Origin of the sequence: uncultured Caballeronia sp., assembly GCF_964243625.1 — a bacterium.
Taxonomy (GTDB): domain Bacteria; phylum Pseudomonadota; class Gammaproteobacteria; order Burkholderiales; family Burkholderiaceae; genus Caballeronia.
Window position 1 is genome coordinate 1 of sequence record NZ_CAXTGZ010000128.1, and the last position, 13,542, is coordinate 13,542.

12 protein-coding genes and 1 tRNA gene are annotated in these 13,542 nt (G+C 60.4%); 7 read left to right on the forward strand and 6 right to left on the reverse strand.

Annotated features, from left to right (window positions below):
- Window positions 1-115 precede the first annotated feature (115 nt).
- The gene (gene dusA, locus ACFFAR_RS11290) at window positions 116-1,117 is read left to right on the forward strand and encodes a tRNA dihydrouridine(20/20a) synthase DusA (RefSeq protein ID WP_174364053.1); all 1,002 of its coding nucleotides are present in this window, start codon (window positions 116-118) and stop codon (window positions 1,115-1,117) included.
- A gap of 92 nt (window positions 1,118-1,209) precedes the next feature.
- A tRNA-His gene (locus ACFFAR_RS11295) sits at window positions 1,210-1,285 on the forward strand.
- 69 nt (window positions 1,286-1,354) lie between these two features.
- Here the strand turns inward: ACFFAR_RS11295 and ACFFAR_RS11300 are convergent.
- Entirely contained in the window at window positions 1,355-2,803 is a 1,449-nt protein-coding gene (locus ACFFAR_RS11300) for an MFS transporter (protein WP_075357959.1), read from the reverse strand.
- A gap of 189 nt (window positions 2,804-2,992) precedes the next feature.
- On the opposite strand from ACFFAR_RS11300, the gene ACFFAR_RS11305 reads away from it, so the two are divergent.
- The 3 genes from ACFFAR_RS11305 to gnd all read left to right on the forward strand — a co-directional run bounded on the left by ACFFAR_RS11305 (window position 2,993) and on the right by gnd (window position 7,428).
- Entirely contained in the window at window positions 2,993-4,045 is a 1,053-nt protein-coding gene (locus tag ACFFAR_RS11305; RefSeq protein WP_174364055.1) for an NADP(H)-dependent aldo-keto reductase, read from the forward strand.
- 296 nt (window positions 4,046-4,341) lie between these two features.
- Complete coding sequence (gene tkt, locus ACFFAR_RS11310; RefSeq protein ID WP_375507894.1) at window positions 4,342-6,435, forward strand: transketolase; 2,094 nt, start codon at window positions 4,342-4,344, stop codon at window positions 6,433-6,435.
- Window positions 6,436-6,441: 6 nt separating this feature from the next.
- Entirely contained in the window at window positions 6,442-7,428 is a 987-nt protein-coding gene (gene gnd, locus ACFFAR_RS11315) for a phosphogluconate dehydrogenase (NAD(+)-dependent, decarboxylating) (RefSeq protein WP_174364670.1), read from the forward strand.
- Window positions 7,429-7,485: 57 nt separating this feature from the next.
- Here the strand turns inward: gnd and ACFFAR_RS11320 are convergent, their stop codons facing one another.
- Together ACFFAR_RS11320 and nodI are read right to left on the reverse strand one after the other, a co-directional pair.
- The gene (locus ACFFAR_RS11320) at window positions 7,486-8,250 is read right to left on the reverse strand and encodes an ABC transporter permease (RefSeq protein WP_375507897.1); all 765 of its coding nucleotides are present in this window, start codon (window positions 8,248-8,250) and stop codon (window positions 7,486-7,488) included.
- Between the two features lie 87 nt (window positions 8,251-8,337).
- Window positions 8,338-9,303 (reverse strand): nodulation factor ABC transporter ATP-binding protein NodI, encoded by a 966-nt coding sequence (gene nodI, locus ACFFAR_RS11325; protein WP_174364672.1) that lies wholly within the window; start codon window positions 9,301-9,303, stop codon window positions 8,338-8,340.
- Window positions 9,304-9,689: 386 nt separating this feature from the next.
- Between nodI and ACFFAR_RS11330 the strand changes: the two genes are divergently transcribed.
- Window positions 9,690-10,196 carry a universal stress protein gene (locus tag ACFFAR_RS11330; protein ID WP_061999238.1) on the forward strand — a complete coding sequence of 169 codons (507 nt, stop codon included), beginning with the start codon at window positions 9,690-9,692 and terminating at the stop codon, window positions 10,194-10,196.
- 33 nt (window positions 10,197-10,229) lie between these two features.
- Here the strand turns inward: ACFFAR_RS11330 and ACFFAR_RS11335 are convergent, their stop codons facing one another.
- The 3 genes from ACFFAR_RS11335 to lexA all read right to left on the reverse strand — a co-directional run bounded on the left by ACFFAR_RS11335 (window position 10,230) and on the right by lexA (window position 12,237).
- Entirely contained in the window at window positions 10,230-10,847 is a 618-nt protein-coding gene (locus ACFFAR_RS11335; RefSeq protein ID WP_375507895.1) for a DUF2939 domain-containing protein, read from the reverse strand.
- Window positions 10,848-10,971: 124 nt separating this feature from the next.
- On the reverse strand, window positions 10,972-11,376 hold the full coding sequence (locus tag ACFFAR_RS11340) for a hypothetical protein (RefSeq protein ID WP_256701053.1): 405 nt from the start codon (window positions 11,374-11,376) through the stop codon (window positions 10,972-10,974).
- A gap of 195 nt (window positions 11,377-11,571) precedes the next feature.
- Window positions 11,572-12,237, reverse strand: coding sequence for a transcriptional repressor LexA (gene lexA, locus ACFFAR_RS11345; RefSeq protein WP_062000819.1), 666 nt, complete (start codon window positions 12,235-12,237; stop codon window positions 11,572-11,574).
- A gap of 285 nt (window positions 12,238-12,522) precedes the next feature.
- On the opposite strand from lexA, the gene ACFFAR_RS11350 reads away from it, so the two are divergent.
- Window positions 12,523-13,542: sulfate ABC transporter substrate-binding protein (locus ACFFAR_RS11350; RefSeq protein ID WP_375507896.1), on the forward strand; the 1,020-nt coding region annotated here is incomplete at its 3' end.

The window sequence follows — 13,542 nt, forward strand, 5'->3', positions numbered from 1 at the left end:
TTTCCTGATGGCCAGACACGTAGTACCAGGGTTCTCGGTGCCGTTCCAGTGGTTACGGTAAAATTACGTACTCCGCGCAAAAACCGCGCCTCACGCTTCGAATTCAGCAGTTTCCATGTCTAAAGCATCAAAAATCAGCCCTCGCCGCGTAAGCGTTGCGCCGATGATGGACTGGACCGACAGGCATTGTCGTTCCCTCCATCGCATGATCTCGCGCGACACTTGGCTTTATACAGAGATGGTCACGACCGGCGCCTTGCTGCACGGCGACGTTGCGCGCCACCTTGCCTTCACGCCCGGCGAAGCACCCGTCGCGTTGCAGCTCGGCGGCAGCGAGCCGGCCGACCTCGCCCACAGCGCGAAGCTCGGCGAGCAATGGGGCTATGACGAGATCAACCTGAATTGCGGTTGTCCGTCCGAGCGCGTCCAGCGCGGCGCGTTTGGCGCGTGCCTGATGAACGAGCCGCAACTCGTTGCCGATTGTGTGAAGGCGATGCGCGATGCCGTGGCAATTCCGGTCACGGTAAAGCATCGGATTGGTGTGGATGCCGTCGAAGACTATGCGTTCGTGCGTGACTTCGTCGGCACGGTCGCGAATGCGGGTTGCGAGGTGTTTATCGTCCATGCGCGCAACGCGATCTTGAAGGGCTTGAGCCCGAAGGAAAATCGCGAGATCCCGCCGCTGAAGTATGAATACGCGTATCAATTGAAGCGTGATTTTCCGCATCTTGAGATCTCGATCAATGGCGGTATCAAGACGCTCGACGAAGTGGAGGAACACCTCAAACACGTCGATGGCGTGATGCTCGGCCGCGAGGCGTATCACAATCCGTACGTGCTGGCAGGCGTCGATTCACGGTTCTATGGAGCGTCGACAGCGATTCCTTCGCGCGAAGAAATCGAGGCCGGATTGATCGAATACGCGCGTGAAGAAGTGGCGCGCGGGACCTATCTCGGCGGTATTACACGGCACGCGCTCGGGTTGTATCGCGGCATGCCAGGCGCGCGTGGCTGGCGGCGTGTGTTGTCGGACAGCCGCAGGCTTGCAACCGGCGATCTGGCTATCTTCGATGAAGCGCGCACGCATCTACGGGAATCGGCCGAATTGATCGAATAAGGGACTAGGCAAACCGAATCTTTGTTCGTATAATCTCGTTTCTCGATTCAGCAAGCCGGTTTTTGGTGCGCCAGAGAAGAAGTAGGTCAGTGGTGGCTGTAGCTCAGTTGGTAGAGTCCAGGATTGTGATTCCTGTTGTCGTGGGTTCGAGCCCCATCAGCCACCCCAAAGAATTTGCTGGTAGTAGGAAGGTTTCAAAGACGGGCACTGTGAGAAATCGCAGTGCCCGTTTTCATTTCAGCCGCCGGTTTTTGCCTTGCGTCCGCTTACTTCCGCCCCCGCATCCCGATGCAGACTGAACAGATCGGCCACGCCGAGCAGTCCCACCGCCGCCACGATCAGGAACGCGATGCTGAAATCCGCGGCCGTCACCGTCTGCGAACCATGGCCATGCATCCATTCGGCGAGCCGCAACGCGATTGCCCCCAACGCCACACCCACACCCATCGTCAGTTGAAACAGCGTGCTCGATAACGCCGACGCACCGCTCATTTGCGCTTTCGGTACGTCGGCAAAACTGAGCGTGTTGAGCGCGGTGAACTGCAGCGAGCGCGACAATCCGCTCGCGAACAACACGGCGACGACGATCCAAGTCGGTGTCGCCGGTGCGATCAGGCTCATCACCGCCAGCGATATCGCCGCGATGACGCCGTTCACGATCAGCACCGAACGAAAGCCGTAGCGCCGGACGATCGGCGTGGTGACGAGTTTCATCGATAAATTGCCGGCGAAGACAGACAATGTCAGCAGCCCGGATTCAAACGCGTTCAGCCCGAAGCCGACCTGGAACATCAGCGGCAATAGAAAAGGCACGGCGCTGATCGATACGCGAAAGAGCGAACCGCCGCCCATCGCGACCGCGAATGTCCGGATTCGCAAGGACTTGAGATCGACGACGGGCTCCGGCGTGCGCCGCAGATGCAGCCACGCGGCCACGCTCGCCAGCACGCCCGCGGTGATCAACGCTCCCGTTAAGAACCACGGCGTGTCGTTCCGGCCAATCAGTTCCATCGCGTAGAGCAAAGTCGTGCAGGCGAGGCCGCACAGCATGAAGCCCGCGAAATCGAAGCGGCGCCCGGCCTGTTCGCGGGTGTTGTCGAGATAACGAAGCGCCAGCGCGAACCCAATGATTCCCAGCGGCAAGTTGAGGTAAAAAATCCATCGCCACGATGAATACGTCGTGATGAACCCGCCCAACGGTGGCCCGATCACCGGCGCGACAAGACCCGGCCACGTGATGATCGAGATCGCGCGCATCAGGCCGTCCTTCGGCGTCGCGCGCAACACGGCGAGCCGGCCGACCGGCACCATCATCGCGCCTCCGATGCCTTGCAGCACGCGCGCAGCGGTGAACATCGGCAAGGTGGACGTCATGCCGCACAACACCGAGGCCACCGTGAACACGGCAATCGCGCTGCCAAATATGGTGCGAAGGCCGAAGCGGTCGGCGGCCCAGCCGCTGATCGGGATGAACACGGCAAGCGTCAGCAGGTACGAGGTGATGCCAAGGCTGAGATCGACAGGATGCAGGCCGAACGATTGCGCCATCTGCGGCAGTGCCGTGGCGATGATCGTGCCGTCGAGATTCTCCATGAAGAATGTCGCCGCGACCAGCATCACGATGACCGACGAACCACGCGGGTTCGTCCGCTGCGATGCGTCGCGGGTGAGATCGGGGGCCTGCATCAAAGGCGTACTCCTGTGGCGGTTACGGTCTCGGCTGCTCGTGTAAGGCAATGAAAAGCTGATCGGAAGCTTGGCGCAATCCAGCGGGCAGTCACTGCAGCAAGGCCCGCGCTATGGTAGCGTCAGCGTTTGGCCGAAGGTCTCGAAACGACGGCCCGACACCTGAACATGACCATAGGAAAGCATACGATGGAGTACCGGAAACTCGGTGGAACGGATATCAATGTCAGTCTGATCGGACTGGGCACGATGACCTGGGGCGAACAGAACACGGAAGCCGAGGCACACGCGCAAATCGATGCCGCGCTCGGCGCCGGCATCAACCTGATCGACGCCGCCGAAATGTATCCGGTGCCGCCGCGCCCTGAAACACAGGGGCGCACGGAAGAGTACATCGGCACGTGGCTGCATGCGCATCCGGCCGAGCGCGAGAAGATCGTGCTCGCCACGAAGATCGCCGGACCGGCGCGTCAGCCGCATAACCCGCGTCACATTCGCGGCGAAGGCAATCAGTTCGACCGGAAGAACCTGACCGAAGCCATCGATTCAAGCCTCACACGGCTGCAGACGGACTACATCGACCTGTATCAGTTGCACTGGCCGGACCGCAGCACCATGACGTTCGGCCGCGCCAATTATCCGTGGATCGAAGATGAATATACGGTGCCCATCGAAGAGACGTTGAGCGTGCTCGGCGAGTTCGTGAAGGCGGGCAAGATCCGGCACGTGGGAGTATCGAACGAGACGCCCTGGGGTGTCGCCCAGTTCCTCAACGCCGCCGATAAACACGGCCTGCCGCGCATTGTCAGCATTCAGAATCCATATAGCCTGGTGAACCGCACGTTCGAAGCAGGGCTTTCGGAATTCACCCACAAGGAAGGCGTGGGCCTGCTCGCCTATTCGCCGATGGCCTTCGGCTGGCTGTCCGGCAAATACGAAGGCGGCGCGCGTCCGGACGGCGCGCGGATCACGTTATTCGAGCGTTTCCAGCGTTACAGCAAGCCGCACGCGGTAAAGGCGGTCAGCGCCTACGTGGAACTCGCCCGGCGTCATGGCCTGAGTCCGGCGCAGCTTTCGCTCGCATTCGTGAATAGCCGGCCGTTCACGACCAGCACGCTGATCGGCGCGACCACCCTTGCGCAGTTGCACGAGAACATCGGCAGCGTGGACGTGAAATTGTCGGACGAGATCCTGGCTGAAATCGACGCCATTCACGAGCTTCAGCCTAACCCCGCGCCTTGATAGGTTCACCGAAAAGTGTCATGCATGGCCGTTATCCTGACGGGTAGCGGTCATCGAACGGCCACGAAAAATTACCGTTTGCGTTCGTTTTTGCAAGGTTTCAAGCGTACAGTTGTCGTCTCAAACAGTATCGTAACCGTCTGTCATAAGCCGCGCCGGGCCTTTGGCGGCGCGCGCTTCGTTGTTCTTTGGTGACGCGCCAGTTCCCATGGCACTACACTTGCTCGAAGGACCCGGTTGCCCGCTGTGGCGCCTCTCGTGCCTCAGCGCGCCCTACGCAAAAGGAGTCGTCGCTCATGCCGCAAACCCCCTCGAACTCGTCGGATCTAGACACACTCGCCATCAATACCATCCGCACGCTGTCCATGGATGCCGTGCAAAAGGCCAATTCGGGGCACCCCGGAACGCCTATGGCGCTTGCGCCCGTTGGTTTTCACCTGTGGCAAAACCACCTTCGCTACGACCCGACTGAGCCGCTGTGGCCCAACCGCGACCGCTTTGTATTGTCGGTCGGTCATGCTTCCATGCTGCTTTATTCGCTGCTGCACCTGACCGGTGTCAAGGCAGTCGATCATGCTGGCAAGGCGACCGGCGACCCCGCCGTATCGCTGGATGACATCAAGCATTTCCGGCAGTTGGACAGCAAGACGCCGGGCCACCCGGAATACCGCATGACCACGGGCGTCGAGACCACCACCGGTCCGCTCGGGCAAGGTCTGGGAAACAGCGTTGGCATGGCAATGGCCGCGCGCTGGTACGAGGCGCATTTCAACAAGCCGGACGCAAAGATTTTCGACTATCGCGTGTACACGCTGTGTGGCGACGGCGACATGATGGAAGGCATCTCGCACGAAGCTGCATCCATGGCCGGGCACCTGAAGTTGTCCAACCTGATCTGGATCTACGACAGCAACCGCGTGACCATTGAAGGGCATACGGACCTGGCGTATAGCGATGACGTGGAAACGCGTTTCAAGGGCTATCACTGGAACACGCTGCACGTGGACGACGCCAACGATGCCGGCGCGCTCGAAGCAGCGCTGAACCAGGCGAAGGCGAGCACTGACAAGCCGACGCTGATCGTGGTGAAGAGCATTATTGGCTGGGGCGCACCGCACAAGCAGGACACGTCGGCGGCGCATGGCGAACCGCTGGGTGTCGATGAAATCAAGCTCGCAAAGAAGTTCTACGGCTGGCCGGAAGATTCGAGTTTCCTCGTGCCGGACGGCGTCTACAAGCATTTCGACGAAGGCATCGGTGCACGCGGCAAAGCTGCACGTGAGGCGTGGCAAAAAAGTTTCGATGATTACTCGAAGAAATACCCCGACCTCGCGAAGGAGTTCACGCAGATCGAGGAGCACGAGCTGCCGGAAGGCTGGGACGCCGATATTCCGGTGTTCGATGCCGACGCCAAGGGCGTGGCATCGCGCGAGTCGTCGGGCAAGGTCCTGAACGCCATCGCCAAGCGGATTCCGTGGATGATCGGCGGTTCGGCGGACTTGTCGCCGTCGACCAAGACCGATCTGAAGTTCGAAGGCGCGGGCAGTTTCGAGTATGACAACTACGCCGGCAGGAACCTGCACTTCGGCATTCGCGAACACGTGATGGGCGCGATCTGCAATGGCCTGGCGTTATCGAACTTGCGGCCTTATGGTTCGACCTTCCTGATTTTCAGCGACTACATGAAGCCGCCTATCCGCCTGTCCGCGATCATGGAAGTGCCGGTGGTCTACGTGTTCACGCACGATTCCATTGGCGTGGGCGAGGATGGTCCGACGCACCAGCCGATCGAACAGCTGGCTTCGTTGCGTGGCGTGCCGGGATTGAGCACCTTCCGTCCGGGCGATGCCAACGAAGTCGGCGAAGCGTGGCGCTTTGCGTTGAACCAACCGCAGACGCCGGCTTGTATCGTGGTATCGCGTCAGCCCATGCCGACGTTCGACCGTACGAAATACGCATCGGCGAAGGGCGTGCACAAGGGCGCCTACATTCTCGCCGATGCCGAAAACGGCAAGAAGCCTGAAGTCATCCTGATGGGGACGGGCACGGAAGTGGGCGTGTGTATCGAGACATATGAAAAGCTCAAGGCGGAAGGCATCGCCGCGCGCGTTGTCTCCATGCCGTCATGGGATGTATTCGAGAAACAGGACAGCGACTACAAGGATTCCGTGCTGCCGCCGGACGTCGATGCCCGGGTGTGCGTGGAACAGGCCGGTTCGCTCGGCTGGGATCGTTATGTCGGCCGTCTCGGCTCCGAGATCGTCATGCATACATTCGGAGCATCAGCGCCGCTTGCCGACTTGAAGAAAAAGTTCGGCTTCACGCCGGAGCACGTCTACGGCGAAGCCAAAAAGCAGATCGAACGCGTCAAAACCAGCCATAAGGAGTAAGCCGTCATGCAGATAGGAATCGTTGGACTCGGCAGGATGGGCGCAAACATCGCACGCCGCCTCATGCGCGGCAAGCAAACGTGCGTGGTGTACGACCACAACCCGGACGCGACTCAAGCCGTGGTTGCCGACGGCGCGACAGGATCAAGCGACCTCGGCGACCTGGTGAAGAAGCTCGAAGCGCCGCGAACCGTCTGGCTGATGTTGCCGGCGGGCAAGATCACCGAAGATTCCATGAACGATCTCTACGAGATCCTGGAAGCGGGTGACACGATCATCGACGGCGGCAACAGCTTCTACAAGGACGACATCATCCACGCGGCGAAGCTCAAGCAGAAGGGCATTCATTTCGTCGATGTCGGTACGTCCGGCGGCGTCTGGGGCTTGGAACGCGGCTATTGCATGATGATCGGCGGCGAGCAGGATGTGGTGCAGCGGCTCGATCCCATCTTCTCCGTGCTGGCTCCGGGACGCGGCGACATTCCTGAGACGCCCAATCGCGAAGGTCGCGATGCACGCGTCGAAAATGGCTATATGTATGTCGGGCCGGTCGGTTCGGGACACTTCGTGAAGATGGTGCATAACGGTATCGAGTACGGGTTGATGCAGGCGTATGCCGAAGGGTTCGATATCCTGAAACATAAGTCATCGACTGATTTGCCCGAGGCGCAGCGCTACGATCTCGATCTCGCCGATGTCGCCGAAGTCTGGCGGCGCGGTAGCGTAGTGTCGTCATGGCTGCTCGATCTGACGGCGGGCGCGCTGGCGGGCAACGGAACGCTCGACAAATACTCGGCCGAAGTTGCCGATAGCGGTGAAGGCCGCTGGACCATTGAGGCGGCGATCGAGGAAGCAGTGCCGGCGCAGGTGTTGTCGGCGGCGCTTTACTCGCGCTTCCGTTCTCGCGACGGCAATTCGTTCGCCGACAGGATGTTGTCGGCAATGCGCTTTGGGTTCGGCGGTCACAAGGAGTTCACGCCGGGTTTGAAGTGAGAGTGTGACTGGCAGTTGGAAAGCCGCTCGAGCGCCAGGCTGAGCGGCTTTTTTTTATCAGCGCATCATGCGCCGGCGGAACAGAATCGCGCAGAGGAAAAACGGGACGATTGCATAAGCCAGAAGCACTGCAACGTGCAGAACGACATGCTCTGGCGGACGATCCAGCATCGCGGGCCGGATCAACGCAACCGCGTGCGATAACGGCAACAACAACGAGACATGCTGGGCGAGCGCCGGCAATTGCGTCAGCGGGAAAAACACGCCCGAGAGCAACAACATGGGCGTGAGCGCGAGCGTCTGGTAGAACATGAAAAAGTCATAGCTCGGCGCGAGCGCGGTCACGATCATCGCCGTGCTGGAAAACGCCAGACCGGTCAGGACGATGACGGGCAGCGCGTAAAGCATCGATGGAAAACTCGCGTACCCGAGCACGCCGGCGACCAGCATGATCGCCACGCCCGAGAGCACCGACTTGCTCGCCGCCCATACGATCTCGGCCAGCACGATATCGCCGAGCGTCAAAGGTGTATGCATGATCGCTTCCCACGTGCGCTGGACGTGCATACGCGAAAAGCCGGAATACATGGCCTCGAAGCTCGCCGACATCATCACGCTCGACGCAACCGTGCCCGCCGCCAGGAACGCGATGTACGAAACACCGTCCACATGACCGACCATCAGTCCGAGCCCGAGGCCCAGGCCGAACAAATAGATCATGGGATCGGCGAGATTACCGAACATCGACGCAATCGCGAGTTTCTTCCAGACGAGATAGTTTCGCCGCCAGACCGAAATCCAGTTCGATGCGTTCGCCGGCATGGACGACAGGAACGGCTCGTCCGCGCGCTTCTGTTCGACAGTCCGGGGCGCGCTTGCGGCGCTTGTTTGCGGTTCGCTCGCCATTGCTTAGTCCACCATCTCGCGCCCGGTCAGGCGCAAAAACACATCTTCGAGATTCGCCGGGCGGTGCAGGTAACGCACGCCCGGCCGCCCCTTTACTCGCTGATGCACGGGGGCGGGGTCATCGACGTAACAAAACAGCGTTTCGCCGCTTATTTCCATCCGCCCGGCAAACGGCGTGAGCTCGTCCCGCAGTGCTTGCGGATCAGGCCCGTAGATTTCGATGACGTCGCAACCAATCACCCGTTCGATCAGCTCATCGGGTTTGCCTTCCGCCACCTTGCGTCCTTCCTCGATCACGCACAGCCGGTCGCAAAGCCGTTCGGCTTCCTCCATGAAGTGCGTTGTGAGCAGAATCGTCTTGCCGCGCGCGAGCAGCGAGCGCAAACGCTCCCAGATCAGGTGACGCGCCTGGGGATCGAGGCCTGTGGTCGGTTCGTCCATGACCAGAACGTCGGGATCGTTCACGAGCGCGCGGGCAAGCGTCAATCGCCGCTTCATGCCGCCCGACAACTCGCCGACGCGCGCATTCGCCTTGCTTTCCAGCCGCGCAAATTCCAGCAGCGACGGAACCACGGCTTCAATCTCGCGCCCGCTCATGCCGAAATAGCGGCCGAAGATCAGCAGGTTTTCGCGAACGGTGAAATCGGGGTCGAGATTGTCGAATTGGGGAACCACACCCACGCGGCGCCGTGCGAAGCGCGCGCGGGATGGAATGGGTTCACTGACCAGATTGATGGTGCCGGCGTCTGGTGCGGCCAGTCCGAGCAGCATCTTGAGCGTGGTTGTCTTGCCCGCGCCGTTCGGCCCCAGCAGTCCGAAACACTCTCCCGGCTGCACGTGGAACGACAAGCCATTGACGACGGTCTTGTCGCCGTAGTGTTTCCGGACATCGATGAACTCGATAGCCGGAGTCGCCGGCGCGTGGTCCGCGGCGGGCGTGTCGTCGGGTAACACTGCTGCATCTGCCATGCGTAGGAACTCGCCGTCGCGTCAGGAAACAAGCTGCCTAGTTTAATCGATTGCACCAGCGCGGCGCGTCGCCGCTATTGCCTGCACTGCCGATGCGCATCCTCGCTTGAGTACGGTTGCGCCAAGATTGCGGCAAGAGGCGGTCAATGTCCGGAATGCCCGCCCAGCAAGGAGCCGCAGGCGCTGGCACGCCGCACGCTTGACGTTTTTCCGGCGGCGCACATGCATTAGCGTTTTCCATCGTTGCAAGCGATTTGGCAACGCACCATGATGACGGCAACGCCACTCGCGTCATGTTGCCCGATGGCACGGGGCAACACGCGCAATACGTTGAAGACTGTTTTTTTCGATGCCCTTTGCTGCCACGAGCAGCGCGGAGAACCACCATGGCAAGCTACCGAAAAATCCTGCTGTGCTACGACGGCTCCCGCGAAGGACGCAAGGCGTTACGCGACGGCGCAAATCTCGCGCTCGAGCTGAAAGCCGAAACCCATCTGCTGGCCGTTGTCGATATGCGTTCGAGCATCGCGCAAAGCGCGGGCCTCCTCACCGACATGGCCTGCGGGCGCTTTGAAGACGCGGCCCGCGACATCCTGCACGAAGGCGTGGATTGGCTGACCGAGCGTGGTGTACATGCCGAGGGTCATTTTGCGTTCGGGCATCCTATCGATGAGATTGCCGGGCTTGCGCAAAGTCTTCAGGTGGATCTGGTCGTGGTGGGACACCGTTGCCGCACCGGGCTGGCGCGGTGGTGGATGGGCGCGGGGAACACGCCGCTGATGGACCGCGTGTCGTGCAGCATTCTGGTGGCCGTGTCGCCGACCGGATCGACGGCCGAGCAGGAAGATGCCGCCCACGCCGCAGTCCCCGTCAAGGCCGAAGTGAGTGTGTGAGGATGCAGGGCGTCAAGGTACCTGAAGCCCGGTTCATCCGTTCAACTCGATGCCGACCAGCTTCCACGAGAACAGGCCGTATCGTTTGAGAATGGCCGAATAGCGCGCGTCACCGGCGCCGTGCCGGTAGTTCACCGTGAACGTGTCGAAGCTTCTATAACCCGCCGTTGTTTGTGGCGGCTGCTTGGGCGCCGGTTGCGCCGGCGCGCTCGTGACAGGCGGAGATTGCTGTGCGCTGGGTGCCGTGCCAGGTGTGGCGGAATCGGGCGAGGGCGGAGCCGGCGGTTTCTCGCCGGGATCGCCTCGCGGCGGTATGCCGTTCAGGATTGCCGCCACGCCATCCGGCGTTGCGTACGAATCCACGAGTGGACCGATCAGCGCGGCGCCAATCATTGCGCCCAGCAACGCCAGCGGATTGCCGCTTTTACGTACATCGATCTTCCGGGTAAGCAGTTGCCCGACTTGTTCCTTCAGACTCTCTCGCAGCAGCGGAAAATCCACGTACGCGTTCACCGTCTCGGCATCGCGCGTATCGGCGGCGCGTTTCATGCGGTCCAGCGCAATATAAGGTGATGCGTAAAGTAGTCCGAGCGCTGCGACGGCCGCAATTACGATCAGTGCGGTCAGAACGGATTTGCTGATGCGAGACATACGTCAGGGTGCCTTCGTGAGTTCGAGGTGATTGACGACGACCAACTGACAACCAATCTCAATTGACCGCGCCGTCACGAAATCTATCCCTCAAACTCGAACAATCACGAGGATTACCTGAAGTTCACGCAAGAAGACCGCCTTCGACACCCGCGCGTTCTTCGTCGATATAACGGTCGATCATGCGCGAAACCGCTTCAATGTTGCCCACCATGATCACGCGCGATTCGCCTCGATAAACCCGCACCGGCGCACGGCGCTCGGCTTGCGCATGAACCGACGCGCTGAGCGACACCCGTGCAAACGCAGGTTGCCGCGAAGGCAGCACAGGCGGTTCGTCGAACATGTCCGGCGTGTTTGTGTCCTTCCGTATCTTGCAGGAGATCAGCGCGCGCAGATGACGAAAGCGGCCGAACTCGCGGAATTGCCTGAATGAAAGCGGCGACCGTGCTGCGGGCGCGAAAGAAGCTGACGCAGCCGACGAAGCAGATAAAAACGAGGCAGAAAACAGGCGGGCAAATCGTTCCATGATGTTTCTCCGTGAACAATAGGGTGCGCGCCGGTTCATCGCGGATGCGATGTCCGTCACGCTTTATAAGGCCGGAAATTCAACCGCGGCGCGGCTGGTAGCGGGAGCGCCCGCCGCCGCAGAGCGGATCAGAAAGCAGCAATCAAAAGACGAGAATCAGAGCGTGACCATCAAGCCGGCCGCGCTCGAAGCACATCACAATTCGCCGGATCGGATCAGTCCGACAGCGATACCTTCAAGTGCGAATTCGTCGCTACCCGAAGCCACGAAGATGTTTTCGTAATCGGGATTCTCGGCGATCAGTTCGACGCCGTCCGGGCGACGCTTCCAGCGTTTCACCGTCACGTCGTCACCGAGCCGCGCGACGACGATCTGGCCGTCTTTTGCCTCGTTCTTCTTCTGCACTGCGAGCAGGTCACCGTCGAAGATGCCGGCGTCGCGCATGGAAAGCCCGCGAACCTTCAACAGGTAGTCGGGCTTGCTCGAGAACAGTGCCGGGTCACAAGCGAAGTGCTGCGAGATATGTTCCTGCGCAAGGATCGGGCTGCCTGCAGCCACGCGCCCAACCAGCGGCAGGGACAATTGCATGATGCTCGCGTGCGGCAATGTGAACTGATGCGGTCCGTCATCAGGACCTGGCTGGTTCAGCAACCGGATGCCGCGTGAGGAACCCGCCGCCAGCTCGATCACGCCTTTACGGGCCAGCGCACGGAGATGCTCTTCGGCGGAATTGGCCGAACTGAAACCGAGTTCTGCCGCGATCTCGGCGCGCGTGGGCGGAAATCCCGTGCGCTCGATTGCGCGCTGGATCAGTTCGAAAACCTCTTGCTGCCGCGCAGTCAGTTTGCTTGTCTTGGTCACGTGCTTTAGCCCCTTGTCTGGTCCGCCACCCACTGTATGGATGAACAGATGCCTGTAGTTTTATACAGTATTCGCCGCTTTTCAAGCTTTACTTTAAGTTCGGCGTCGTCCAGACCACACAGAGGGCGGAAACAGGCTGCTCCAACACCCGTTTAGCGGTCGCAACGCCGCTGCCAGCCTTCATTAGCACTTTTTGATCTAAAAACATGAAGAACAATTATTTTTAATAATGAAAGGCCGTCGATAGACTCAGCCCATCGAATACCATAAGACGGAGAACGGGGAATGTTGAGTCGTAGATCGGGGTGGGGCGTGCGTGCCAGGAAACTGCTCGCAACGGCGGTTATCGGGGCTGCGTCGGGAATCGGGATGATCGCGCAAGCGCACGCCGATACGTCGTTTCTCAACGTGTCGTACGACCCGACGCGCGAGTTGTATCAGGACTTCAACCAGGCTTTTGGCAAGAAATGGAAGGCCGAGACCGGCGAGACGGTCACGTTCAAGCAGTCGCACGGTGGGTCGGGCGGTCAGGCGCGCTCGGTTCTGGATGGCTTGCAGGCTGACGTGGTAACGCTGGCGCTGGCTTATGACATCGATGCATTGTCGGCCAAGGGTCTGGTCGCGCAGGACTGGCAGAAGCGTTTGCCGGACAACGCGTCGCCTTATACATCGACTATCGTGTTCCTCGTTCGTAAGGGCAACCCCAAGCAGGTCAAGGACTGGCCGGATCTGCTGAAGCCGGGTGTATCGATTGTGACGCCGAATCCGAAGACTTCCGGCGGCGCGCGCTGGAACTACCTCGCGGCATGGGCATACGCCGAACATTTGCCAGGTGGCAATGCGACGACCGCCAAGGATTTCGTGACCAAGCTCTATAAGAACGCCGGCGTGCTCGACTCAGGCGCGCGTGGCGCCACCACGAGCTTCGTGCAACGCGGTCAGGGCGACGTGCTGATCGCCTGGGAAAACGAGGCGTTCCTGTCGCTGAAGGAATTCGGCGCGGACAAATTCGAGATCGTGGTGCCCTCGGTGAGCATTCTGGCTGAGCCGCCGGTGGCCGTCGTCGACAAGGTCGTCGACCGTCATGGCACACGCAAGCTGGCCGAGGCTTACCTCAAGTACTTGTATAGCGAGGAAGGGCAGGAGATTGCGGCGCGCAATTTTTATCGTCCGCGTTCGACAACGGTTCCGGCCGCGCTCACCAAGCAGTTCCCGAAGATCAAGCTGTACACCATCGATGATTCGTTCGGCGGCTGGACCAAGGCGCAAAAGACGCATTTCGCCGATGGCGGCGTGTTCGATTCG

What these genes read in the sequence shown, in the direction of transcription:
- dusA (WP_174364053.1), top strand. Translation starts at nt 116, where the DNA reads ATGTCTAAAGCATCAAAAATCAGCCCTCGCCGCGTAAGCGTTGCGCCG.
- ACFFAR_RS11300 (WP_075357959.1), bottom strand. Translation starts at nt 2,803, where the DNA reads ATGCAGGCCCCCGATCTCACCCGCGACGCATCGCAGCGGACGAACCCG.
- ACFFAR_RS11305 (WP_174364055.1), top strand. Translation starts at nt 2,993, where the DNA reads ATGGAGTACCGGAAACTCGGTGGAACGGATATCAATGTCAGTCTGATC.
- tkt (WP_375507894.1), top strand. Translation starts at nt 4,342, where the DNA reads ATGCCGCAAACCCCCTCGAACTCGTCGGATCTAGACACACTCGCCATC.
- gnd (WP_174364670.1), top strand. Translation starts at nt 6,442, where the DNA reads ATGCAGATAGGAATCGTTGGACTCGGCAGGATGGGCGCAAACATCGCA.
- ACFFAR_RS11320 (WP_375507897.1), bottom strand. Translation starts at nt 8,250, where the DNA reads ATGCCGGCGAACGCATCGAACTGGATTTCGGTCTGGCGGCGAAACTAT.
- nodI (WP_174364672.1), bottom strand. Translation starts at nt 9,303, where the DNA reads ATGGCAGATGCAGCAGTGTTACCCGACGACACGCCCGCCGCGGACCAC.
- ACFFAR_RS11330 (WP_061999238.1), top strand. Translation starts at nt 9,690, where the DNA reads ATGGCAAGCTACCGAAAAATCCTGCTGTGCTACGACGGCTCCCGCGAA.
- ACFFAR_RS11335 (WP_375507895.1), bottom strand. Translation starts at nt 10,847, where the DNA reads ATGTCTCGCATCAGCAAATCCGTTCTGACCGCACTGATCGTAATTGCG.
- ACFFAR_RS11340 (WP_256701053.1), bottom strand. Translation starts at nt 11,376, where the DNA reads ATGGAACGATTTGCCCGCCTGTTTTCTGCCTCGTTTTTATCTGCTTCG.